Origin of the sequence: Planococcus sp. SE5232 (assembly GCF_050686535.1) — a bacterium.
In the GTDB taxonomy this organism is placed as follows: domain Bacteria; phylum Bacillota; class Bacilli; order Bacillales_A; family Planococcaceae; genus Planococcus.
The window spans coordinates 1,138,225-1,162,826 of the sequence record NZ_JBOGCP010000001.1 but is presented as its reverse complement, the minus strand read 5'-3'; the positions used below and the strand labels follow the sequence as shown (position 1 = coordinate 1,162,826).

25 protein-coding genes and 1 riboswitch are annotated in these 24,602 nt (G+C 45.4%); of the genes, 10 read left to right on the top strand and 15 right to left on the bottom strand.

What is annotated here, in order from left to right; translation table 11 throughout:
- Positions 1-10 precede the first annotated feature (10 nt).
- The 4 genes from ACRC6Q_RS05380 to ACRC6Q_RS05365 all read left to right on the top strand — a co-directional run bounded on the left by ACRC6Q_RS05380 (position 11) and on the right by ACRC6Q_RS05365 (position 2,829).
- Positions 11-670 (top strand): amino acid ABC transporter permease, encoded by a 660-nt coding sequence (locus ACRC6Q_RS05380; protein WP_223634203.1) that lies wholly within the window; start codon positions 11-13, stop codon positions 668-670.
- A complete protein-coding gene (locus ACRC6Q_RS05375; protein ID WP_223634205.1) occupies positions 663-1,385 on the top strand; it encodes an amino acid ABC transporter ATP-binding protein in 723 nt (240 codons plus the stop codon). The genes ACRC6Q_RS05380 and ACRC6Q_RS05375 overlap by 8 nt, the downstream gene beginning before the upstream one ends.
- 193 nt (positions 1,386-1,578) lie before the next feature.
- Positions 1,579-2,421 carry a hypothetical protein gene (locus ACRC6Q_RS05370; RefSeq protein WP_223634208.1) on the top strand — a complete coding sequence of 281 codons (843 nt, stop codon included), beginning with the start codon at positions 1,579-1,581 and terminating at the stop codon, positions 2,419-2,421.
- Between the two features lie 237 nt (positions 2,422-2,658).
- Complete coding sequence (locus ACRC6Q_RS05365; RefSeq protein ID WP_223634211.1) at positions 2,659-2,829, top strand: hypothetical protein; 171 nt, start codon at positions 2,659-2,661, stop codon at positions 2,827-2,829.
- A gap of 80 nt (positions 2,830-2,909) precedes the next feature.
- On the opposite strand, the gene ACRC6Q_RS05360 is transcribed toward ACRC6Q_RS05365, so the two are convergent.
- The 5 genes from ACRC6Q_RS05360 to ACRC6Q_RS05340 form a co-directional block, all read right to left on the bottom strand.
- Complete coding sequence (locus tag ACRC6Q_RS05360) at positions 2,910-3,917, bottom strand: LLM class flavin-dependent oxidoreductase (RefSeq protein ID WP_223634213.1); 1,008 nt, start codon at positions 3,915-3,917, stop codon at positions 2,910-2,912.
- 151 nt (positions 3,918-4,068) lie between these two features.
- On the bottom strand, positions 4,069-4,836 hold the full coding sequence (locus ACRC6Q_RS05355; RefSeq protein ID WP_223634216.1) for an STAS domain-containing protein: 768 nt from the start codon (positions 4,834-4,836) through the stop codon (positions 4,069-4,071).
- Positions 4,814-5,470: a cobalamin B12-binding domain-containing protein gene (locus ACRC6Q_RS05350; protein ID WP_431466010.1), complete on the bottom strand. Its 657-nt coding sequence runs from the start codon at positions 5,468-5,470 to the stop codon at positions 4,814-4,816. The genes ACRC6Q_RS05355 and ACRC6Q_RS05350 overlap by 23 nt, the downstream gene beginning before the upstream one ends.
- A gap of 16 nt (positions 5,471-5,486) precedes the next feature.
- Entirely contained in the window at positions 5,487-5,840 is a 354-nt protein-coding gene (locus ACRC6Q_RS05345) for a hypothetical protein (RefSeq protein ID WP_431466009.1), read from the bottom strand.
- Positions 5,837-6,142: an antibiotic biosynthesis monooxygenase family protein gene (locus ACRC6Q_RS05340; protein WP_223634228.1), complete on the bottom strand. Its 306-nt coding sequence runs from the start codon at positions 6,140-6,142 to the stop codon at positions 5,837-5,839. Before ACRC6Q_RS05340 ends, ACRC6Q_RS05345 begins: the two co-directional genes overlap by 4 nt.
- Positions 6,143-6,394: 252 nt before the next feature.
- Positions 6,395-6,498, top strand: a riboswitch (SAM riboswitch).
- A 75-nt stretch (positions 6,499-6,573) separates the two neighbouring features.
- On the opposite strand from ACRC6Q_RS05340, the gene ACRC6Q_RS05335 reads away from it, so the two are divergent.
- The 6 genes from ACRC6Q_RS05335 to ACRC6Q_RS05310 all read left to right on the top strand — a co-directional run bounded on the left by ACRC6Q_RS05335 (position 6,574) and on the right by ACRC6Q_RS05310 (position 13,867).
- Positions 6,574-7,698 carry a methionine biosynthesis PLP-dependent protein gene (locus ACRC6Q_RS05335; RefSeq protein WP_223634231.1) on the top strand — a complete coding sequence of 375 codons (1,125 nt, stop codon included), beginning with the start codon at positions 6,574-6,576 and terminating at the stop codon, positions 7,696-7,698.
- Positions 7,691-8,863, top strand: coding sequence for a cystathionine beta-lyase (gene metC / locus ACRC6Q_RS05330; protein WP_223634234.1), 1,173 nt, complete (start codon positions 7,691-7,693; stop codon positions 8,861-8,863). Before ACRC6Q_RS05335 ends, metC begins: the two co-directional genes overlap by 8 nt.
- A 35-nt stretch (positions 8,864-8,898) precedes the next feature.
- Positions 8,899-10,005: a 5-methyltetrahydropteroyltriglutamate--homocysteine S-methyltransferase gene (locus ACRC6Q_RS05325; RefSeq protein ID WP_431466008.1), complete on the top strand. Its 1,107-nt coding sequence runs from the start codon at positions 8,899-8,901 to the stop codon at positions 10,003-10,005.
- Positions 10,006-10,349: 344 nt separating this feature from the next.
- Positions 10,350-11,417 (top strand): Fe(3+) ABC transporter substrate-binding protein, encoded by a 1,068-nt coding sequence (locus ACRC6Q_RS05320; RefSeq protein ID WP_223634238.1) that lies wholly within the window; start codon positions 10,350-10,352, stop codon positions 11,415-11,417.
- Between the two features lie 73 nt (positions 11,418-11,490).
- Positions 11,491-13,122, top strand: coding sequence for an ABC transporter permease (locus ACRC6Q_RS05315; RefSeq protein WP_223634240.1), 1,632 nt, complete (start codon positions 11,491-11,493; stop codon positions 13,120-13,122).
- Position 13,123: 1 nt separating this feature from the next.
- Positions 13,124-13,867, top strand: coding sequence for an ABC transporter ATP-binding protein (locus ACRC6Q_RS05310; RefSeq protein ID WP_223634243.1), 744 nt, complete (start codon positions 13,124-13,126; stop codon positions 13,865-13,867).
- Between the two features lie 222 nt (positions 13,868-14,089).
- Here ACRC6Q_RS05310 and ACRC6Q_RS05305 read toward each other — a convergent pair whose 3' ends face one another.
- From ACRC6Q_RS05305 to ACRC6Q_RS05260, 10 genes are all read right to left on the bottom strand, one after another.
- Positions 14,090-15,328 carry an NAD(P)-dependent malic enzyme gene (locus tag ACRC6Q_RS05305; RefSeq protein ID WP_223634246.1) on the bottom strand — a complete coding sequence of 413 codons (1,239 nt, stop codon included), beginning with the start codon at positions 15,326-15,328 and terminating at the stop codon, positions 14,090-14,092.
- A 211-nt stretch (positions 15,329-15,539) separates the two neighbouring features.
- Entirely contained in the window at positions 15,540-16,304 is a 765-nt protein-coding gene (locus ACRC6Q_RS05300; RefSeq protein ID WP_223634249.1) for an SDR family NAD(P)-dependent oxidoreductase, read from the bottom strand.
- Complete coding sequence (locus ACRC6Q_RS05295; RefSeq protein WP_431466007.1) at positions 16,301-17,248, bottom strand: 3-hydroxyacyl-CoA dehydrogenase family protein; 948 nt, start codon at positions 17,246-17,248, stop codon at positions 16,301-16,303. Before ACRC6Q_RS05295 ends, ACRC6Q_RS05300 begins: the two co-directional genes overlap by 4 nt.
- A 79-nt stretch (positions 17,249-17,327) precedes the next feature.
- Positions 17,328-18,644, bottom strand: coding sequence for a GntP family permease (locus ACRC6Q_RS05290; RefSeq protein ID WP_223634252.1), 1,317 nt, complete (start codon positions 18,642-18,644; stop codon positions 17,328-17,330).
- Positions 18,645-18,769: 125 nt separating this feature from the next.
- Positions 18,770-20,047, bottom strand: a complete 1,278-nt coding sequence (gene hisD, locus ACRC6Q_RS05285; protein WP_431466006.1) for a histidinol dehydrogenase — start codon at positions 20,045-20,047, stop codon at positions 18,770-18,772.
- Between the two features lie 90 nt (positions 20,048-20,137).
- Positions 20,138-21,124, bottom strand: coding sequence for a LacI family DNA-binding transcriptional regulator (locus tag ACRC6Q_RS05280; protein WP_431466005.1), 987 nt, complete (start codon positions 21,122-21,124; stop codon positions 20,138-20,140).
- Positions 21,125-21,240: 116 nt separating this feature from the next.
- Entirely contained in the window at positions 21,241-21,933 is a 693-nt protein-coding gene (locus ACRC6Q_RS05275) for a hypothetical protein (RefSeq protein WP_431466004.1), read from the bottom strand.
- Positions 21,934-21,990: 57 nt separating this feature from the next.
- Positions 21,991-22,320, bottom strand: a complete 330-nt coding sequence (locus ACRC6Q_RS05270; RefSeq protein WP_223634261.1) for a hypothetical protein — start codon at positions 22,318-22,320, stop codon at positions 21,991-21,993.
- Between the two features lie 229 nt (positions 22,321-22,549).
- Positions 22,550-23,836 carry a nucleotide sugar dehydrogenase gene (locus ACRC6Q_RS05265; protein WP_223634263.1) on the bottom strand — a complete coding sequence of 429 codons (1,287 nt, stop codon included), beginning with the start codon at positions 23,834-23,836 and terminating at the stop codon, positions 22,550-22,552.
- A gap of 252 nt (positions 23,837-24,088) precedes the next feature.
- Complete coding sequence (locus tag ACRC6Q_RS05260) at positions 24,089-24,601, bottom strand: sugar-transfer associated ATP-grasp domain-containing protein (RefSeq protein ID WP_431466003.1); 513 nt, start codon at positions 24,599-24,601, stop codon at positions 24,089-24,091.
- Position 24,602: the final 1 nt, after the last annotated feature.

The following is a 24,602-nucleotide window of genomic DNA, read 5'->3' as shown; positions in this document are numbered from 1 at the left end:
GATGTAATAGATGAACCTGGATTTCTCACAAATCATTCCTTATATCCCTTTCATGCTGGAAGGGATATGGGCTACTTTAAAATTTGTATTTTTTGCGATCATTCTCGGAGCCATTCTTGGAACTCTGCTGGCTCTGTTTAAAATAGGCAGCATCAAACCGTTGCGATGGTTTGCCGGCGCTTATACGTCCATCTTCCGTGGAACACCGCTGATCCTCCAATTGATGATCATCTACTATTCCACTCCTCAGCTGACTGGATATGATATCTCGGCATTTCTATCCGCCATCTTGGCTTTTGGACTGAATTCATCCGCTTATATTTCGGAAATTATCCGTGCCGGCATCCAGGCAGTCGATAAAGGGCAGATGGAAGCGGCGCAAGCTCTTGGTGTCCCTTACCGTTCCATGATGAAAGACATCATTTTGCCTCAGGCTCTGAAAAATATCCTGCCAGCTTTGATGAATGAGTTCATCACCTTAACAAAAGAATCCGCCATCGTCTCAACCATCGGTTATCTCGATTTGATGAGACGCGCGCAAGTCGTTGGCTCGGACTTGTTCCGCAACTTCGAACCCCTGTTATTTGTCGGTCTTATTTATTGGTGCATGGTAATGGGCTTGACGATGATCGGCAGAGTTTTCGAACGGAGGCTGAAACAAAGTGATTGATGTAAAAAACTTGTATAAGAAATTTGGCACCAATGAAGTACTCAGTGACATCTCTACTGCCGTCACGAAAGGTGAAGTGGTATCGATCATCGGCCCTTCCGGTTCAGGAAAGTCGACTTTCCTGCGCTGCTTGAATCTGCTGGAAACCCCGACTTCCGGCACAATCGAAATCAACGGCAAGAGCTTGACGGCTTCAAAAAACAATATCCATAAAATCCGCCAGCAAATCGGCATGGTGTTTCAGCATTTTCATTTATTCCCACATTTGACGGTACTTGAAAACCTGACGTATGCACCGATGAAAGCGAAAGGCGTCAAAAAAGCGGTGGCGGAAACAAAAGCCCGGATCCTGCTGGAACGCGTTGGACTGTCCGAAAAAGAAGAAGCTTATCCGAACAGCCTGTCCGGCGGCCAGAAACAGCGCGTCGCAATTGCGCGCGCCTTGGCGATGGAACCGGAACTCATGCTGTTTGATGAACCGACATCGGCACTCGACCCCGAAATGGTCAAAGAAGTATTGGATGTCATGAAAGATTTGGCGAAATCCGGCATGACGATGGTTGTGGTGACGCATGAAATGGGCTTTGCCCGTGAAGTCGCAGACCGTGTCCTGTTCCTGGACCACGGTGTACTGGTCGAAGAAGGCCAGCCAGCCGAGTTCTTCAGCAATCCGAAAACCGAACGCGCCAAAGATTTTCTGGATAAAGTCTTGTAGCAGGTGTCCTAAGGGATGCCTGTTTTTTATGGATAGGCATTTCTCCACACTTGGATTTGTTCATTTGATGCTCAAATATGGACAGTCTGCTCCCTATCCTGCCATGTTATAATCAAATTTGGCATACATGCAGAAAACAGAGGTGGACAATGTGTTTAGAAAAATCATAATTTTACTCGGAGTCATATTTTTCATGTCGCTGATCGTCTTTACAGCCGTCATGTTCTTAAAAAATGAAGTTGAACTTTACTCAGAAAACAATGTGTCGTTAACTGTTGAAAAACCGACTTTCATTACACTCAGCGAACCTGAAGTCAGTGAGAGTGGTGCGGACCATACACAGGTTTATAATATGACCTTTCTTGGACTCGACGTTGGAACCTATACATTGGTTGATCGGTCGCTCCAAAACGGCACATCCATCATTTTTGAAGAAATCAAAAATACCGGCTGGATCCCTTATACATTTTCGATGAACGTCAACAATCTGGAAGACGCCGACTTTAAGTCCTGGAATCCAGAACCGGCCGTCAGACTTGATGAAGCAATTTACGGTTCAGATCCTACCACCAATCCTTATGGAGTCTTCACAACGGAAAACAGCGAAATTCTGATCGGCAATGTCTATGTATCCCGCAGCCTGCAACTCGGCAACGGTGAATGGGTACGGGAACTGCGCCATGAGATTTCGGAATTTGCAGCAGAAGAAGGGGTATTGTCGAAAAACCTGTGGCTGCCTCCTAAACACTCGAGCCAGACATGGCTGATGGCCGCACAGGAGCCTTTATTTGAAACAGAAGAAACTGAAGATGAGTGGATCGGATTTTCACTTGAAAACCGGCTGTCCCAATTAAACTGGCTGACGCCGGAAGGGCCGTACGTCAAGCTAGAATTGACGGACGACCCACGAACCGAACTTGCATATGGCTATATTGATAAGCGAACGGCAGATCTCACTTCCCTTGAATGGAATGAAACCTCGCCTTCCCCGTTCTTTGAATCCATGATGTTGAATGCAGAAGTCACTCAGCAATGAGACTGAAAAAAACCGTTGGAGCACCAGCACCAACGGTTTTTGCATGCAGGCAAAAGAATGGACATTTCACTCCAACCGAACACTTTAAGCTAAGGGCATGATTCATGCAAATGGCCATCAGAATTCCGAGCACCTTCCCTTTTCTTTTAACAGAATAATCTGTATACTGTAAGTAAGAAAGATTCCGTCTTTATTGCCATATGGCTGCTTAGTATAAATAGAAGGAGGTTGGTCATAATGGAACGCAAAGTACTCGATCCACGAGAAGCTGAACTTCGTTTAGACGACGATTTCAATGCGGTTCTGAATATGATTGGCGAAGGTGCACCTGATTATGCAGCCTATGAAGAAGACGAGGTTCCAAAAGAACGGCAGCGTGAAGAAGACAAGGCGAAAGATCTTCATTGATGCCGGATGATCACCGCTCCTCATGGGAGAGGTGATTTTTTTATGCAAGAAAACCCCCGCTCTGAGAACGGGGGTTTTCTTTAGTCCATCATTTCAGCCACGTAATCGTACGACCGCAGGCGATCTTCCTGATGGAAAATCGGCGAGTTGACGATGACTTCGTTGGCCCTTGTTTTTTGGATAAAGTTTTTCAGTTTTTGTTTAACGACATCCGGTGTTCCGACAATCATAGATTCAGAATCCAATTTGTCACGGAAAATCGCAATTTCACGATCCGTCCAAACTTCTTCCAGGTTATCGATCGGTGCCTGGAATGTCGTCGGCTCCCCTCTCATCAACGAAAACATCTGCTGCTGAGAAGAAGTCGCAAGCCATTCAGCCCGCTCCTGTGTTTCTGACACAATGATATTGACGCCCAGCATCGCGTAAGGCGCCGCCAAAGCCGGAGATGGTTTAAAGTTCTGATGATACAGCTGAAGCGCCTGCATCATATAATCCGGCGCAAAATGGCTGGCGAATGAAAACGGCAGACCTTTGAGTGCCGCAAGCTGTGCACTGAACCCACTTGATCCCAGCAGCCAAAGTGGAATCTTCAAGTTGGTTCCGGGATAAGCCCGGACACGCCCTACCGGATTTTCTGAGAAGTAGTTTTCCAGCTCGGCCACCTGCTGAGGGAAATCATCTCCACTGCTCTGCAAGTTACGGCGGAGTGCATAGGCGGTCGCCTGATCACTGCCTGGCGCACGGCCTAATCCTAAATCGATGCGTCCCGGATAGATGGTTTCAAGCGTCCCAAATTGCTCCGCAATGACAAGTGGGGCATGATTCGGCAGCATGATGCCGCCGGAACCCACACGGATCGATTCCGTTGCCCCAGCAATATGTCCGATAAGGACCGATGTTGCTGAACTGCCGATGCCCGGCATATTGTGGTGTTCAGCCAACCAGTAACGGTTGAACCCTAATTTTTCAACGTGCTGAGCCAATTCCACACTGTTTTTAAACGCCTGCGCTGTTTCTGAACCTTCATTGATCGGTGCCAAATCCAGCACAGCCAATGGTATATTTTCAAATTTCTTAATTGCCATGTTTACTTCCACTCCTATCCTTTCCATTGTATCGATATTTAACTGAACCGTCCTTTTTTCTGCTCATCAACGAAAAGCGCAAGCGCCACTAGCAGATGCTAACCTAGCCACAAAAAAAGCCGAAGCAATCCGCTTCGGCTTCTAACTCGTTCTATTGAAGAAGCTTCCGTGAAGCCAAAACCGTCTGCAGAGAAGAGACAAAATGCAGGTCGAGTCCTGTCTTCAAATGGTGAAGCTGTTGGGCGTGCTGTGGTTTTATTCCTGTTACGATCCCATGGATACCCATGATCTGGAAAGTCTGCATCAGAGATTTCAAATAATCGACGCCCTCCTGCTCAAGCTTGTCCATGGCAGTGAAATCCATGATGACTGTTTCAGCATCTGTTTCATAAATCTGGTTCAATATATGGAAACGGATCACTTCAATTTTGCGGGGGTCCAGATCACCGAACAGCGGAATCAGCACATGCTTCTTTCCAAGGTTGATGCAAGGAGCGGATAGCTGCCGTACCTGCAGCAGCAGTTCTTCGGTCCGCTCCTTTTCAAGAAGCAGATCATAATTAGTTTCCTGCAGCCGTGTACGAAGACTCAGCAACTGGCCGGCTATTTCAAGGAGCCGATTGTCCTTCGGCACCAGCACAAGGTTCAAGCAGAAATCGCTGGCCCATTTGCTGTAGACATCCCCCAGAAATAATTTCTTGTCCGCAGAAACAAAATTCAATTCAAGCGGTTCAGCAGACTGATTGCTGGAAAGGAAGTTGCGTGCCTTATCCTTGCTGCCCTCATCAAGCAAATCGAGGAACGCGGAACAGTCGCCAAATAACTTCCTGGCTTCTTCAGAACATTCCACAATTGACAGTTTGCTGTTCAATTTAAAAGCGGGCAGCGGCCATTCATCAAATCGAGATACTGAAGTCATTGTCAGGTTCCTTTCCAGTCTGGATCCATTTTTTCAATTGATCCAATTCTTTTACGATGATTGTCCCTTCAGGTTCGGAAGCTGGCCAATTTGCCAGTGAAACAGCCCGTCCTCCTAAGATGATAGTCGGCTTAAAATCAAGAGCTCTGAAAGCTACAGCATATTCCTTTAAAATAGGCAGTCGATACGCGAGTGCTGCTGATAATGCGATAACTTCAGGTTGCCAGCGGTTTGCAGAGTCGATTGCGGCATCGAGCGGTAAATTCGGTCCCAAGTATTGGACCTCCCACCCGTTTTCCTTAAATAAGGAAGACACCATCTTCAACCCGATATAATGGTCTTCGCCTTCCGGCCCCAGAACCATCACTTTCTTTTTATGCGAATTTAAAGCTGGCCGACGAACTTCCGTTACCGACACAACAAAATCGCAGATGGCAGTTGCTAAATGTTCGTCCGCCACAGTAATGATATTTTTTTCCCATAGTTCTCCGATCCAATACATGGCAGGCGTCAGAACCAATTGGTAAAGCTCATCTTTAGTATGGTTCTCCAAATATGTTTGGACTAATTGCACGGCCTGCTTTTCATCGCCAGCCAGGAATAGATCGGCCAGTTCTTTTGATTTACTGTTCATGTCACCCTCCTTAACTTTATGAAGGCCTCAACACCGCAATGGCATTCGTTAAACATCCCGTCATAAAGATCTCTTCATTCTTATCTATATTCCCCGGAAGAATCTCCAGTAAGCGCTCAAAATTATCGATAATTAATGCGGTTTCTACATTTCTGCTTGTCAGGACCGTTTCCAGCCAGATTGTGTAATCGATGAAGACCTTTTCATCGTTCAAGGAGAAAGCTGTCTCTAGGTGATCCAGGTGGTGGTGATTATCTTTTTCCGTATGTTCAAAGCCCCGATCGCCAAAACGGTCCCACAGCGTGGGATATGCTTTATATATACTTTCAGCTGTCTCGGAAGCAATTTTATTTTTGATGTCTTTATTCATTCGGCTACCACTTCGTACTGCCGTACGGTGGGAATGATTTTCGCCAGTTCCTGATCTGGGTAGTTCTTTTCCAAATCATGGATTTCCTTGAATTCCTGGCTCTTCACCCATGCCATGTAGGCAGCTTTCGTGTGCCACTCCATATGGACGGTCAATTCGTTTTTCTTCTTGGTGTTTTGGATGAGTCTGAATAAATGAAAGCCCTCCGCCAAATCCACACGGCGTGAACGCTTTTGGTATATCCCAATGACTTCCTGCGTTTTTTCAGGTGGAACAACCACTGTTGAGGTGACAATATACATTCGCTTTCCCCTTTGCATACAAATTTCATTCAATCAGTATATCACTTCGGAAAGCGAATTAAAAGAATAGCGCGGTTCTTTACAGCTACAGCCGAAGGGTTCAGCGAAGTCATCTCAGCAACCATCAGTACTGCGTCTCCCATCTATTATCTTTTTATTTCAACTATTTAAAATTTCATCCTTGCTTTCTATTGCTTAATGATTTATGATTAGAAACATCGAACCAGAAACAACATAAACTTCATAAGATATTTCTTATCTAGAGAGACGGAGGGATTTGGCCCTGTGAAGTCTCAGCAACCAGTCTGATGAAGACACGGTGCTAATTCCAATAGGCTACGCCTAACAGATGAGAAGAATGCATTTCCAGTCAGGGGCTTTCTTCTTTTTTGAAGAAAAGCCCCTGTTTTATTGTTGAGAGGATGAGTGGAATGACAAAACACAGCTTGGAAACTTTATTGGTTCAAATAGGCAATCGCAGCGACGCTGCTACAGGAGCGGTAAATCCGCCCATCTACTTATCAACGGCTTATGAGCATCAGGGACTTGGACAATCGACCGGCTACGATTACACCCGAACAAAAAACCCGACACGCTCTGTTCTTGAAGAAGGTTTTGCTGAACTGGAAGGCGCAGATGCCGCATTTGCCTGTAGCTCTGGAATGGCTGCCATCCAACTGATTTTGTCGCTGTTCCGTCCGGGAGATGAGATATTGGTGCCGGAAGACATTTATGGCGGAACTTATCGCCTGCTGGACCATTTCGCCTCCGCCTATAATATTCATCCAAAATATGCTGAATTTAAAGATGTACAGGATACAGAAGAAAAAATAACGTTGAATACACGGGCGCTCTTCATTGAAACGCCGACTAATCCGCTTATGCAGGAAATTGATCTGATCGCCTATGCAGCGTTAGCGAAAAAGCATAATCTTCTATTGATTGTCGACAATACATTTCTGACACCCTTCTTCCAGCAGCCAATCGAGCTGGGAGCGGATATTGTCATCCATAGCGCCACTAAGTATATCGGCGGCCATAATGATGTGCTTGCCGGATTGGTTGCCGCAAAAGGTGAAAGCATCTGCGAGCGGCTGTCATTCTTCCACAACTCAGTGGGGGCAGTGTTGTCCCCCTTCGACTCCTGGCTGTTGGTACGCGGATTAAAAACCTTGCCGTTGCGCATGAGACAGCATGAAGCAAATGCAAAAGCCATCGCGGAATTCCTGTCGCAGCAAGCAGAGATTTCAGATGTGCTGTATCCCGGAAAAGGCGGCATGTTGTCGTTCCGTCTACAGGAAGAGGAATGGGTCGGGCCTTTCCTGGAAAATATCAAACTCATCACCTTTGCTGAGAGTTTAGGTGGAGTTGAAAGCTTCATCACCTATCCCGCCACCCAGACCCATGCAGATATTCCTTTTGAAGAACGCACTAAACGCGGCGTTTGCAACCGGCTATTACGATTTTCGGTCGGCGTTGAACTCGCTGAAGATTTAATCGCTGATCTGACACAGGCATTTTCGAAATTGAAGAAGGAGGTTGTTGAATATGACTGATCGCATAGAAACCAAGTTTATTCACTCTACCGGAGTTGATCCATTGACGGGTGCTGTAAATGTACCGATTTATTTGTCCTCAACATTCCACCAGAAAAGTTTAGATTCATTCGGTCCCTTCGATTACAGCCGTTCCGGAAATCCGACGCGTCTGGCATTGGAAGAAACCATCGCAAATCTTGAAGGCGGCAAGCGCGGCTTCGCTTTTTCTTCAGGAATGGCCGCCATCTCTTCCGCTTTCATGCTCCTGTCTTCAGGCGATCATGTCCTGGTGTCAGAAGATGTCTACGGAGGTACGTACCGTTTCATCACGGAGGTTTTGGATAAATTCAATATCGAGTATACGTTCGTCAACATGACTGACCTGAATGAAATGGCCAATGCGATCCAGCCGAACACCAAAGTGGTCTACTTGGAAACACCTTCGAATCCGACAATGAACATCACAGATATCGAGATTGCAGCAAAACTGGCAAAAGCCAATGGTTGCCTAACTTTCGTCGATAATACATTCATGACGCCGCTTTATCAGAACCCATTGGCTCTTGGCGCAGATATCGTTCTTCATAGCGCGACGAAATTCCTGTCAGGACATAGCGATGTCGTCGCGGGGCTTGCCGTCACAAAAGATGAAGAGCTCGGAAACCGCCTCGGCTTTATTCAAAACACGTTTGGTTCGGTGTTAGGGGCACAGGATTCCTACCTGCTGATCCAGGGCATCAAAACTCTAGGTGCCCGCCTTGGCCAGTCATCCGAGTCGGCTCGTACCATTGCTGAGTACTTGCACAACCACCCATTGATCGAAGAAGTCTATTACCCAGGATTTTCATTCCATCCCGGCAACCCGATCCACGAACGCCAGGCAAAAAGTGCAGGTGCTGTCCTGTCTTTCCGTCTAAAAGATAAAAAATCAGCCCGCGTCTTTGTGGAACACCTGCGGATTCCGGTATTTGCAGTCAGCCTGGGCGCTGTCGAGTCGATCTTGTCGTATCCGGCAACCATGTCCCATGGCTCTATGCCTGTTGAAGAACGTGAGAAACGCGGCATCACGGATGGCTTGCTCCGTTATTCGGTCGGCCTTGAACATCCCGATGATCTCGTGCAGGATCTTACACAGGCACTGGCTCAAGTAGCCCGCCGCAACGGCTTGAGCATCGCTAACTAGATAAAAATCCTTAGAGAGAAAGAAGGAAAAATCATATGACAACGACTCAAACGGTCACAGCACCATTCAAGGCAGATCACGTCGGAAGCCTGCTTCGGCCGGCTTCCTTACATAAAGCAAGAGAAGATTACAAAGCTGGAGCAATTTCAGCAGAGGAACTTCGGGAAATCGAAACGAAGGAAATCAAACATATCGTCGAGAAACAAATCGAGGTCGGCTTAAAAGCGGTCACAGACGGCGAATTTAGACGATCGTGGTGGCATTTGGATTTCATGGAGCATATCAATGGCTTTGAAGGTTATGTGCCAGAATCCGGTTATCAATTTGCCGGCGAAGAAACAGAGCGTTATGATGTCCGGAACACCGGTAAAATCTCCTTTGATGACAGCCATCCGTTCATCAGGGATTTCCTTGAACTCAAAGACATCGTTGATGGCAGAGCAGTTCCGAAGTTAACGATTCCAAGCCCCAACCAATTTTTCAACGCCGGCATCCGCGATAATTCAATTTATCCGGACATTGAAGAATACGCACAAGCCATCATCCATGTGTACCGCGATGCGATTCAGGCATTCTATCAGGCAGGCGTCCGTTACCTGCAGATCGACGACGTTTATATCGCCGGCCTTTCTTCACCGGAGATTCCATTCAGCGAAGGCGATTACGACCGCGACTATTTAATTGATTTGGCACTTCGCGTAACCAATGGCGCACTTGAAGGAAAGCCAGAGGATCTGACAGTGACAACTCATCTATGCCGTGGAAACTATAAGTCGAAATGGGCTTTCGAAGGCAGCTACGCCTTAATCGCACCAACGATCTTCGCAAAAGAAAAAGCGGACGGGTTCTTCCTTGAATATGACGATGACCGTTCCGGCTCATTCAAACCGCTGGAACATATTCCAGCAGGCGGCGCAAAAGTCGTCTTGGGCGTCTTCACCTCGAAGAACGGAGAACTGGAAGACAAGGAATCCATCAAAGCACGCGTCGCGGAAGCTGCCGAATTTGTGCCGCTTGAGCAATTATGCATCAGCCCGCAATGCGGCTTTGCTTCTACTCATCACGGCAACGAACTGACAGAACAGCAGCAATGGGATAAATTAAAGTATATTGTGGACGTTTCTAAAGAGATTTTCGGATGAATGGAGATGACAAAGCTCTTTGCCGACCCGGCAAAGAGCTTTGTTCTGACTTCAGATTCATCAGCTGAGCGTTTGTGGTCGTTCAGAGATATTTGGTGCCGTTCAGGCAAAATCCACAGAAGCGAAAATGTTTTTACTTTGATTTACTTCTTTTTTAAATGGCTATTAAGAATTTACAATATTAGTTATATAAACCTATTATCTGTATGGAAATTGACCAAAAAAGCAAATTTTTTAATATACTTCACGAAGATTGATTGACATTCTCAATTAGCCCTCTATAATTGGTACTGAGAATGATTTTCATTTAACTTCTCAACTACATAACAAAGGGAGAGACATCTATGAACAAACTTTTTTACCTTGTACTAGCTTTCTTGCTTCTTGTGTTAACGGCATGCGGAAACGGCGATGCATCCGAACCGGCAACAACTGATGCTACCGAGGAAGCGCCTGAAAGCACTGAGGTTAACTTATACACTGCAAGACATTATGATGTTGACGATGAACTGTATAAGAAATTCGAAGAAGAAACTGGCATTAAAGTAAACCTCATCAAGGGGGAAGCAGATGAATTGCTTGAGCGTATCAAACGCGAAGGCGATGGCACTGAAGCAGATTTATTCTTAACTGCAGATGCTGGACGCCTATTCCGTGCAAAAGACGATGGATTGCTTCAGGCAGTGTCGAGTGACCTTCTAAACGAGCAGATTCCAGAAAACTTCCGTGACACTGATCAAATGTGGTACGGCTTAACTAAACGCGCACGCGTAATTGTCTATGATAAAAACACAGTGAAACCCGAAGAGCTTTCAACATACGAAGCATTGACAGAAGATGCTTGGAAGGGCCGTGTATTGATCCGTAGCTCCGAAAATGTCTACAACCAGTCATTATTGGCTTCATTCATCGAGCTGGATGGTGAAGAGCAGGCAAAAGAATGGGCTGCAGGACTGGTGGAGAATTTCGCCCGTGACCCTGAAGGCGGAGACCGTGATCAAGCCAAAGCGATTGCTGCAGGAGTCGGCGATGTCGCCATTATGAATAGCTACTACTTCGGACAGATGCTGAATTCTGAAGATCCGGCTGAAGTGGAAGTTGCAGAAAGCCTCGGCTTATTCTTCCCGAACCAGGAAACGACTGGAACCCACGTAAATGTCAGTGGCGCAGGAGTTGTCAAGGCTTCCAAGAACAAAGAAAATGCCATTAAACTGCTTGAGTTCCTATCTGCTCCAGAAGCACAAGGAACGTTTGCAGAAGCCAATTATGAGTATCCGGTAAATCCACAAGTTGAGCCTTCTGAACTGCTGAAATCATGGGGCGAGTTCGAGGAGCAGGACATCCCATTATCTGTTTTGGGAGAAAACAATGCAAAATCGATTTTGATTTTTAATGAAGTAGGCTGGAAATAATCGTTATGCTGTCCCCTTGCTGTGTGTGTTTAGCAGCAAGGGATTTCTTGCGATTGGAAGGGTGTAGAGGAACATGCAAAGAAGATTAGCAAATGTAAATGTTTGGACGGTTGCAGCCATCGCTATTATCGCTGCCTTGTTTTTGCCGAACTTAACGATTGTAACGGGCCTGCTCACACCCTCCAATGAAAACTGGGAGCATATGAAAGAGTTCGTCCTATGGTCCTTCGTCAAAAATTCTGTGATTTTGGTTGTTGCTACTGCTGTATCGACGATTATCATCGGCCTGAGCCTGGCGTGGCTGATTGCCCAATACCAGTTCCCATTCCGTCGATTTTTGAAATGGGCATTGATCTTGCCACTTTCCATTCCACCTTTTATCGGTGCTTATACATACCATGGCATCGTCAATTATACTGGCGTGATCCAGACAACGCTTCGCGAGCATTTTGGCATGGCATTGAATCCGGCGCACTTCGACATCATGAACCTGCCAGGTGCAATTTTCATCTATACGATTTTTCTCTTTCCATATGTTTATACCATTTCTCAAGTTTTTCTGTCGCAGCAATCCGCTTCTTTAATTGAGAGTACCCGGTTGCTCGGAAAAGGGGCATGGCGAACGTTTTTCCAGGTCGTTGTTCCGATTTCCCGGATTTCCATCATTGCGGGCGCCAGTTTGGTTGTCCTTGAAGTGCTGAATGATTATGGAGTGGTGAAATACTACGGCATTCAGACCTTTACAACAGCAATCTTTCAAACATGGTTCGGCTTGGGCGACCTCGAAACATCCATTAAGCTCGCAGCTTCCTTGATGGGTTTTGTCATAGTGATCCTACTTATTGAAAAAATACTGAGAGGCAGACGGCAGTACAGTTATTCTTCCACTAAAGTTCGCCCCCTTCCGCTTATCCAACTGACAGGCTGGAAGGCATTTGCAGCAGCTGGCTATGGTTTCGCCATACTGGGCTTAGGATTTTTCATACCTGTTGCCCAGCTGATCGATTGGACGATTTTGACTTTTGGAACCATTCCACTTGATGATTTCATGGCTTATATGAGAAACTCCATCTTTGTGGCAGGATTCAGCGCCGCAGCCATTATCATTTTCGCATTGATCGTCGGCAATTTCGCCCGCCTTGTTCAGGGACGATTGGCTAAACTGCTGCCGAAACTGACAGTTCTTGGCTACTCTATTCCCGGAGCAGTCATTGCAGTGGCTGTCGTAACCGCCTTTGTCGCATTGGATGAGTTTCTGGCCCCGCTTTATCGAATGGCCGGCATGAATACAACACTCGTCCTCAGCGTCAGTATCCTGTTGCTTATCACTGCTTACATCATCCGCTTTTTCGCGATCGGCTTTAGTTCGATCGAGACTGGCTATGATAAAATCGGAACGGATTTTCAGGATGCTTCCCGCCTCCTTGGTGCCGGGCTGACGAGAACTTTTTTCAAAGTGGATATGCCCTTAATGAAAGGCGCGATTATCAGTGGCTTCATCTTAGTTTTTATCGATGTGCTGAAAGAAATTCCGTTAACCTTGATTTTAAGGCCGTTTAATTTTGATACACTTTCTACAAAAGCTTTTCAGTATGCAAGTGATGAAAAAATCATGGAAGCTTCCCAAGCTTCTTTATTGATTGTTGGCATCAGTGCTTTAGCCATCGTCATCTTTTATAAGTTTTTGGAAAAGGAGATGGATTGACATGTTTGTATCGATTGAAAACCTAAGCTTTTCCTATCCGAATACAAGAGTTCCTGCACTCGATAATTTCTCATTGCAGATTGAAAAAGGAGAAGTGATCTCGATTCTCGGAAGAAGCGGAAGTGGGAAAAGCACGGTTTTGCGTTTGTTGGCCGGGCTTGAAAAACCGTCTAATGGAAAAATCGCGATTCAAGATCAGGTTCTTGTTGATGACCGCAATTTTGTACAGCCTGAAAAGCGTGGAATCGGCATGGTGTTTCAGGACTATGCGCTGTTTCCTCATTTGACGGTTGCTGACAATATCTTGTTTGGTCTTTTCCGCCTGAAAAAAGCTGCAAAGCAGAAGCGCCTCCAGGAAGTCTTGGAGCTCGTAGAACTGCAGGGCTATGCAAAGCGCTATCCCCATCAATTGAGCGGTGGCCAGCAGCAGCGTGTAGCGATAGCGAGAGCACTTGCTCCAAACCCTTACCTTCTCTTACTCGATGAACCATTCAGCAATCTGGATGCAGAGCTGCAGGAGAAAATACGCAAAGAGTTGCGGGATATTCTGAAAAAAGCTAACATCACTTCCATTTTTGTCACGCATGATGAAAAGGATGCCCATATCCTCGCAGATCGGATTGTCAAAATCAGAAATGGCCGAACCAACTTTATCGGTCGCCCATGTGATTTGCTTGATGTTTATCGAAATGAAAAACAAAGTATTCCATCAGTATCAGAAGATAAAGAACTCTTGTATACCTGAAAAAAGCCAACGCCCGCTCTGTAAGCAGCGGTGTGTTGGCTATTTTTTATTCCTATTCGTTTCAATTTCGAAGCATTTATAGTCGTTTAAATGGATTTGTGGGCATTCAGGCAGATTTGTGGGCGTTCAAAAAAATTTGCAGTCGTTCAGCCAAAATCCATGCAAAAAAACCCAGCCGCCTGATAACAGCGAATGGGTTTCTTCTATTAATATAAGTATGGTTTAGTTTTCTCCAGCTGCCGATAAGCTTGCCGTTTTTTGCTTCAGATCATCCGTTTCAATCGTTTTACGGGCAACACCTGTCTCTATTGCTGCTCTAGCAACTGCAGCCGCAACTGCAGAAGCTACACGCAAATCAAATGGTTTCGGGATGACATAATCTTCATGCAGCTCATCTGTCTCCAATAAACCCGCTATCGCTTCGACAGCAGCGATTTTCATCGCGTCGTTGATATCTGTAGCCAGGACATCCAAGGCACCTCTAAAGAGTCCTGGGAAAGCCAATACATTGTTGACCTGGTTCGGGAAGTCGGAGCGTCCTGTGCCCACGACTCTGGCTCCCGCCCGCTTCGCCAAATGCGGAAGAATTTCAGGATTCGGATTGGCCATTGCAAAGATGATGGCATCGCTGTTCATGGTTCTGACCATCTCTTCAGTCAAAGCACCTTCTGCCGAAACGCCGATAAAGACATCCGCTCCGTGGATGACATCTGCCAATAAGCCTTCCTTGCGGTCGTAATTGCTCATTTCAGCCACTTCTTCTTTATATGGATTCATGCCATTTTTGCGCCCTTTGTAAATGGCACCTTTCGTATCACACATGATCAGATGGCCGAAGCCGAATTTACTCAGTAATTTAACAATGGCAATCCCCGCAGCTCCTGCACCGTTTACAACGATTTTGGTTTCCTGCACGTCCTTGCCCACCAATTTCAATGCATTGATCAGGCCAGCCAATGTAACGATGGCGGTGCCATGTTGATCATCATGAAACACGGGGATGCCCATCTCTTTTTTCAGGCGCTCTTCCACAATGAAACAAGTAGGGGCTGAAATGTCTTCAAGGTTGACGCCGCCGAAACCCGGTTCAAGCAATTTCACCGTTTGGATGATGGTTTCAGCATCTGTCGTATCCAGGCAAATCGGGAATGCATCCACTCCAGCAAATTCCTTGAACAATATAGCCTTTCCTTCCATAACCGGCAATGCTGCCAGCGGCCCTATATTGCCAAGTCCCAGGACAGCTGTACCGTCTGTAACTACAGCAACCATATTGCTCTTCATCGTATAGTCGTGGACTTTCGCTGGATCTGCAGCGATCTCCCTGCAAGGTTCAGCAACTCCTGGAGAATAAGCGAGGCTCAAGTCCCTTTCGTTTTCTACTGCCACTTTCGACCGAATCTCCAATTTCCCTTGATGCGTCCGATGCAATTGCAACGAGTCGTTTTTCAGCTTAGACATTTGCCTCATCTCCCTTTGTTTATAATTGTTCATTATAAAGGGTATTCGAATAATTGAAAGAGTTTTCGCTCAATTCGGGAAATTTCAGACTTTAGGCGGATAAAGCGTTAAAGGTTCATTACAAGGTTCATTTTCTTATTCTGACTATAAATTTCTGGCTCTTGTGAATCCCCTCAAAAACAGAATCGTTCCAATTGCTTTTTAACCATCTTTATATAGCTGTCCAGCCTCCATCAACCTTAATCGTTTCACCTGTTACAAAATTAGCCAAATTCGAAGCCAAATACAAAACCGCACCAGAGATGTCTTCAGGCTGTGATAAACCATCTAGCAAGATTCGATTGTCGACATCTTTTTTGAACTCCTTATCTTCAAACATACTTGCAGTCAGCTCAGTCTCGATAAAAGTCGGCGCCACTGCATTAACTCGAATCCCATGACTCGCCCATTCTACAGCCAAAGCTTTCGTCAACTGCACAAGGCCGCCTTTGCTCGAACAATAGGCAGCCCTTTTAATGTAACCGACAAATGCCATTTGGGAAGCAATGTTAATGATGCGCCCGCTCTGTTGTTCGAGCATGTACCTCCCCGCCGCCTGACTAGCAAAGAATGCCGTCTTTAAGTTCAAGTCCAGCACCGTGTCCCAATCCTCTTCTGTCACTTCCATTGCTGGCTTTGCAATATTGACCCCTGCATTATTAATCAGCACATCGACGGTTCCAAATTCGGACGCTGCTGTGTCAATCAGTTTACGGATTTCCACAATATCGCTTAAATCTCCGGAAACAGCTATGCATTTTGGATTGTGCTTTTGCAGCTCGGTCAGTGCTGACTCCAGAACAGTTTGATTTCTTCCGGAAATTACTACATTGGCTTCCAACTTGGCGAAAGTCAGTGCGATGTCTTTTCCAATTCCCCTACTGCCTCCAGTAACAATGACTGTTTTGTTTTTCAATTCGGAGAAATAGTCGCTCATTCAGATTTCCCCACTTTCAAATCATTTTTTAAAAAGTGAATTAATATCTGTTCCCGCTCTTCGTTCAACCTTACTGAAGTATCAGGATTCCAGGAATAAAACCCTTCTCCACTTTTATCGCCCAACTTGTTTTCTTCAACCAGCTTTGACAAAGTTTCACCTGAGCGTTGGTCTGTCGCCAAATCCTCGAACAAATAATTGGAAATTGCCGAGAAGACATCCAGTCCTCCCATATCCGCCGTCATAAGTGGTCCTGTAACAGGTAACCTGCGTCCGATACTGTAGGTAACTGCCGCATCGATATCTTCTTTTGAAGCGGCTCCAGCATCCAATAATGCCTGTGCCTCTCGGAATAAAGCATATTGCAGACGATTACCGATGAATCCTGGAATTTCCTTATTGAGCAATATCGGTTTCTTATTCATAACTTGTAAAAGTTCCATTGCCCGTTGAATGGTTTTTTCATTCGTATACTGACCTTTTACCACTTCTACCAATGGAATAAGGTGTCCTGGATTCCAAAAATGAGTCACCACAAAACGCTCAGGATGTCTCAGATCTTCAGCCAATAAACTCGGTTTGAAACCGGAAGTATTGCTGGCAATGATCACTTCATCTCCAATTATCTTTTCCAATCGATTATACAAATCTTTTTTCAGATCTAAAATCTCAGGTATGACTTCGATAATGAAAGTGGAGTTAGAAATTGCTTCTTCAAGAGAAGTGGTCAAGACAATGCCTTTTTTAATTTCTTCAGCCTGCTCAACTGTGATTAATTCGTTGTCTGTCATTACTTTGAGTTTATTACTTAGTCCTCTATCAGCATTTTTAAGATCTTGCTCATTGATTCCGAAAACTTTTACGATTTGGCCGACCCATGCCGCTGACAAGGCAATTGAATGGCCCATCGTTCCTGCGCCAAGGATTGAAACTTTCTCCATCATCTGCACCTCTCCATCTTTTACTTGATAAAAAAACTGCCCAACAAACTTTATCATGCATCGTTTGTTGGGCGGTTTCATCTTATAATCCAAGTGAGAATAACACTACTGCCAGGACAGCACCAAGCAATGGTACGACAACTGATAATGCACCGAATGCCGGATAAGCATCACGATGCGTCTCTCCAGCAATCGAACGAATGGTTGTGACTACATAGCCGCCTTGCGGCAATGAATCCAATGAACCAGAAGAAATAGAAACTGTTCGATGCAAGGCTTCGGGATCGACGCCCATATCCAAGTAATGAGGTGCCAGCAACGGCAATGCAATTGCTTGACCACCTGAAGACGATCCTGTCAGTCCAGCAATGACCGCTACTGCCAATGCTCCGCCGATCAACGGGCTTCCAGGGATTCCTGTCATCACATCAACTGCCGCTTCAAAAGAAGGTGTCACTCTGACAACTCCACCAAAACCAACTACAGCCGCCGTATTGGCGATAGCGATAACCGCTCCCATAGCGCCGTCACTAAAAGCTTTGCTAAGATTTTCGAAGTATTTTCGATTGATGAGATAGGTGCTTAAAATACCACCGCTCAACGCAATAATTAAAGCCGAAGTACCAAGGGAATCATGGAATATATACGAGATAATCAATACGACTAAAAGCGGAATCATACTCAAAAGAGGATTCGGCAATTCTTTTCGGCTTTCTGCAGAAGGATCTGTTTTTCTAGAAACAAAATGCTCACCTTTTGCTACTGCTTTACCAATCATCTTCTTCAACCACCAATAACCGAAAACCATCATAAAAATCGCTACAATTAAACTGACTTGCCATCCTGCATAAGGGGATGTCCCTAAAAATTCAATCGGAATCCAGTTCTGGATTTCCGGTGATCCAGCAGAGGTCATCGTAAAAGTCGTCGATCCGAAAGCCAGTGCCGCTGGAATAAAGCGCCGCGGCAAGTCCGCCTGTTTGAAAAGGCTAAGAGCCATTGGATAAACAGAGAACGCTACGACGAATAAGCTAACTCCACCATAAGTCAAAACTGCACAAGCAATTACTACTGCCAAAGCTGCTCGTTTCATACCGATTTTGCTGACAATCCATTTCGAAACACTATCAGCTGCACCGCTGTCTTCCATCACTTTACCGAAAATAGCCCCTGTCAGGAACATCAAATACCAGGAGGCGATGAACCCTGTAAATCCAGTCATGTAATTTGTTAAAAAGTTGGCGGCCCCTTCTTCAGCAAGCTGGGGAAACAAAGGTAGTCCATTTAGTACAGCTACAAACAAAGCAGTCAAAGGTGCTGCGATGAGCAAGTTCATTCCGCGCATCGTCAAATATATCAATAGAAGCAACCCGCCAAACATTCCAATCATGCCAAGCATTTATACTACCCCCATACCCTTCAAGTTAAATAAGTTGAACTTAATATATTCAATAAAAATTATCTTTCTTTGTATCTGATTCTTAGAAGAATGGACGATCAACCCTTTAATCCACTATATGCAGTTTATTTATTGCCATATCTTCTGACTCTGAGGAGTGCTTGTTCTGCATGTCCTGCGAAGTTTTCAAGCTGACACAAACGTGCCGCATATTCACCGATATATGCACTCGCTTCTGGTGTCACTTTCTGATAGGTGACTGTCTTAATGAATTTTCCGACCCACAATCCCCCGGTATAACGAGCTGCGCCTTTTGTCGGCAAAGTGTGGTTGGTCCCAATCACCTTATCACCGTATGCAACATTCGTTTCCGGTCCAAGGAACAAACAACCGTAATTCGTCATATTTTCCAGGAAGTAATCCGGGTTTTCCGTCAGAATCTCGACGTGTTCAAAAGCTAAGCGATCCGCTTCAATCCTTGCTTCCTCTATTGAATCAACTAAAAGGATTTGCCCATAATCTTCCCAGGAAACACTTGCAACATCTGCAGTTGGCAAAGTCTTTAATTGACGTTCGATTTCCTTCACCGTTTCATTTGCCAGTTCTTCTGATGTGGTAATTAAAGCACCAGGCGAAGTCGGTCCATGCTCCCCTTGACCCAATAGGTCCGTTGCCACCATCTCGGCATCAGCTGTGTGATCTGCTACGACTAAAGTTTCGGTAGGTCCTGCAAACAAATCAATTCCGACGCGTCCATACAGCTGACGTTTTGCCTCAGCAACAAACGCATTACCCGGTCCGACGATCATATCAACCGATTCGATGGTTTCAGTTCCAATCGCCATGGCTGCCATTGCCTGAATTCCGCCCAGCAAATAGATTTCATCCGCTCCGGCAAGTGACATCGCTGCAATCGTCGCATTTGGAATTTCGCCATTGATTGGAGGCGTGCAAGCGATTACACGTTTAACCCCTGCGACTTTAGCGGTCAAAACGCTCATGTGCGCTGAAGCAACCATCGGATAGCGTCCGCCTGGAATGTAGCAGCCTACACTGTTGACTGGAATGTTCTTATGGCCCAGAATGACACCAGGAATATTTTCGACCTCAATATCATGCATAGAAGCTAATTGCGCTTCTGCAAACTCGCGGATATTCTTTTGAGCAAATTTTATATCTTCAATGACACTATCCGGCACTTTGGAAACGATTTCATTTATCTGTTCGGTAGATAAACGGAAAGATTCAGGTGCCCATTTATCAAACTTCTCGGAAAGTTCGCGTACCGCTTGATCGCCACGCTCTTCTACATCCTTTAATGCTCCGGCAACAATTTGCGAAACCTTTGAATCGTTAGCGCTTACTTCTTCCTGTGATTTACCTGCTTTTAAGACTTTCATCATAATTAACTCCTCCATTTTTCAATATGAATACGTATGCAAAAGTGAGACTATTTAGATAGTATGTGAATATTTCTTGAAAGTCAACATCTATTACGTTGTTTTCCGTTCAATAAATGCACCTTCTATTTCCAGGATCCTTGCGGTGCCTGTATATTCGGCTATTTCAGCTAATAAATAATCAACTGTTTCTTCAACCATCTTTTCAATCGGCTGTTCCCATGTCGTCAGTTCATAGGCTGGCCATGATGCCATATCAATATTGTCGAAGCCAATGACCTTGACCTGCTTAGGCACTTGAATCCTTTTTTTCCGCAATGCATCCAAAACGCCCAACGCCATAATATCATTCGCCACGAAAAAAGCGGTGGGCAGCCTGCCATTTTCGATTATGGTAAGAGCTGTGGCATATCCACCTCCATAGGTGTAATCTGAAGAATATTTTGCATAACTCAGCTTATGCTGTTCCAACACTTCCCTGAAACCTTTTTCACGTTCCAGACTTGTTGATGTATTTTCATTTCCCGAAATATACGCCATATCCGTTGAACCTTCCGCGATTAAGTATTCAGCGATTACACGTCCAGCATTCAAATTGTTGCAGCATACTGAATAGAAATCAGATAAGTTTAATTTTCGATTAAAAAACACCAAGGGAATATGGTTCGCCTTGAAGCTCTCAGCTACCTTCAACGACATCGTGGCATCTGTAATAACCACCCCTGCGACGTTATAATTCAATAAAGTTTCGACGTCCTCTGTTTGGATTTCATCGTTATTGGTATGGACAAACAGCACACTGTACCCATGCTTTTTAAACGAAGCGGTGAATTGCGTCAACACTTGGGGATAAAATGGGTTTTCCACACCTTTCATCACCAGGCCGATGATTTTCGTCCGGCTTGTGATTAGGCTTCTGGCAAATTCATTCGGGCGATAGCCCAGCTCTTCAGCTGCAGCCAAAACTTTTTTACGTGTTCTTTCCGAAACTTTGGCTCCTTCAAAGTATACTCTGGAGACAGATGATTGCGAAACGCCTGCCAGCTTTGCAACGTCTTTTGCATTAATCGGAGGTTTCATTTGGTTCAACCCTTTTCCACTATTCTTGAATTCTAGCTTACACTAAATCCGACTATCTGACATCCGTTGTTTTTTGATCGATAAAAAGCCTGCCATTCCTCGGCAGGCGCTCTTTTTCATTCTGTTTCAAGCTCTTCCAAAACGGAGGTCACGACAAATTCCTCTTGGCCTTCCTCCTGCATCCGGTATTCACGTTTTATCTCGCCATAACCTTCGGCAAAATAAGATCTGCTGAGTGAATCTTCCTCACCTTCACGTTCGAGCACAACCACTTGCTCAAAATTTTTAAAAGGGGTTTCAACTGTCGCATCCGTTTCGACGACTGTCCGCTCTCCGATAACCGTTCCGGATTCCAATGGGAAGGTCAGGTAAGTCCGGATGGGCTCGAGCGCCTCCAGTTCTTCGCGTGTTGCTGTGTAGTCTTCGTAAAACTCAACTTTTTCTTCCACCAGTTCGATTGCATCTTCGCTCAGCCTGTAAACTCTCAGTGCTACGGTTCCGCCATTGTCTTCATAAACGGCCACATGCTCGCCTTCCAGATAAACTGTCCGAAGTGTAAAACTGGCGTACTCATTTCCTTCACCGAGAAAAGAAGCTGTCGACCCGTCCGGCATAAAATAATCATACGGATCTACAGTCGCTGCCTCCTCTTCAGAAGCAGGCTCACTTACGGCTTCTTCTGCACGTTCCGGGTCATCCGCCGTTATGTTGGTATCCGACCCTGGGGGAATCTGCACTTCCGGCTCTTCATTGCCACACGCTCCCAAAAGCAGCACCAACGCGAAACTGCAACTTAGTAGTCTGGGCATACGAATCCTCTCCTCTTAAAGAAGTGGTGTAGTGGACTGTTCGGCTTCCAGATACCGCTACAAATGAAATGAATCATCATAAAGCGGCTTCATGTGCAAATCATATTCTTTTTTTACATCTTCAATATCGTAGATTTTACCGGGATTGTCGGGGCTGTTCATTTGCTCTACCTGCTCATGGACCAAATCGGCAAAATACTTTCCACAGGCAATGTCATTTGGATACTTTGCCTTCACTTTAGCCACCAGCTCTTCATTGAGTGTTTGATTGAACGCATGATACATGGCGGCATTAACAATCGTCAACGATTTTTTCGAAGCATAAGACACCATATAATAATTCCCGTAACGGTCCTTGAGCAAATCCCTCTTCGCCACAATCTCCATAACTTCGCCCTCCTTTAGTTCTATACTGTTCCATACCCTTCCACCTGTTCAAAAAAACAGCCCGCGAAAATATCGCGCGGGCTGCTTTTCTTCTAAATATTCCTTCGTCTGGAAATAACACAAAGAGACTTTTAGATTGGCGTTCCTTAGTCCAGCAATTCCGGGTCTTTCTTATCCGATCTGCTGTGGGCCGTTCAGATGTGCATGAGAATATCGTTTTTCCATAAAGTCATAAGCGCCATAAGCGGATTTTTTCCGGTTTCTTCTTTCGGTCGAGAATGCCCCTTACATCGAAGACAATCCCTTGCTGTCCAAGCAATAAGCTCTCAAATTGCTGCCAGCCTCCTTCTTTATAGGGCTTATGCGGCACGGCCAATATAACGGCATGTGCCGGTTTCAACTGGTGCTCGCTTAAGATATTCGATTCGTAATAACGTTCTGCATCCTCTTCTGATGCATAAGGATCGGCCAACTGCACTTCAATGCCGTATTCCTTCAGCTCCTTTACGATATCAATCACCTTGGAATTTCGCAGGTCGGGGATATCCTCTTTAGAAGAAAGCCCTAATACTGTGACGCGTCCGTCCGCTATGCTGATATTCTCCTGAATCATTTTTTTGATCAGCGACTGCGCAATGAATCTGCCCATCCCGTCATTGATGTTACGTCCCGATAAAATCACTTCTGAGTTATAGCCGACCATTTTTGCTTTATTCGCCATATAAAATGAAGCCACCTCAATCCCGTGTCCACCGACCAGATCCGGAAACGCCTTCACGAAATCCCGTTTGCTTCCTGCTGTCTCCAAAACCTCTTGAGTATCGATTTTTAAGCGCTCGCAAATCAGCGCCAATTCGTTCATCAACGCCACATTGACATCCCGCTGAATGTTCTCGATCAGCTTTGCTGTTTCAGCAACACGGATAGACGGCGCTTTATGGATGCCGCCAGTCACGACACTTCCATATACAAGTTCCAGAAAATCCGTCACTTCTTCATTTTGCCCTGCCACTACTTTTTTTATTTTTGTAAAGCGGTTTTTTTTGTCTCCCGGTAAAATTCTGGCAGGGGAATAGCCAACAAAAAATTCCTTCCCGCTTTCAAAGCCTGAATATTTCTCCAGCAGCGGAATACAAATCTCCTCGGTCATCCCCGGTGCCACAGTCGATTCCAAGACTACTACCGCCCCTTTTTTCATATGTCCACCCACACATCTGCAGGCCCCTTCCAAAGCAGAAAGTTCCGGCAGCTTCTCTTCATCCATGGATGCCGGCACAGCAATGATGATGAATCCTGCGTCATTCAGATCCGTTGGGTCAGCCGTAAAAAGGATGGTCGATTTCCTGAACTCCTCACGGCTTACTTCATTCGTTTTATCCATGCCAATCGTTAAGGCCTGAACTCTCTCTATACTTGTATCGTAGCCGATGACAGGGTATTTTTGGTTGAAGGCAACCGCAACGGGCAATCCGACATAGCCCAGACCGACTACGGCTATTTTTAAGTTTTGCAACATAGCACTGAATATCCCCCTTTTTCTACTACCCAGACTCAAGCAGTGGAATTGTCTGAGCTGGTTGTTCCAATCCTCTGCAATGGCCGCTGTCTTTTCTCTTTTATGGAATCCAACAATCAGCTGTATTTTGTTTAGTTTATGCAGAAATCCGGGAATACCGAGCTTCCCTAGGCTCACATGGTGGATTCTTTAATTGGCAGAGCGGCTTCAGGGCATCCTGAATTTAGGCAAGATGTTTTAAAAAAAGTTCGGTTAAAGCAGGTTTTCTTTTTCCATCAGTGAAGTGATCAAAATGGGCTGGCCTTTTGAATTCAATGCCAGTTTCCATGAAATCACATCATCGACGTTATTGTGGATGTGCATGTTGATGGCAAAGGACTTGAGTCGATCGAAATGGGGAATGCTGCTGCCTGCGAACACAAAACGAGTCTGTGGATGCTTATCGATTTTTTCCAATGTATTCAAGTCATAGGCATGTGATTTCAAGTTCCCCTGATGATCCACCCCGCATGAGATGCCTCCGATTTCGTCTGCAAATCCAGAAGCACTTTCAACAGTGCCAATTTCCAAACTGCCTGACAGCAATGAAACCGTATTGTTTTCACAATATGTCACCAAATGAATGGTATTCAGGGCATAGGGATAGATTTTGTTCAGGAAAGGATGCTGTTCGATCATGTCATCATTCTGAAATGGCAGATCCCTTCCGAACTCGCCCACATCTTCTTTAAAATAAAGCTCGCTGTGATATTTTTCTGCGTCCATT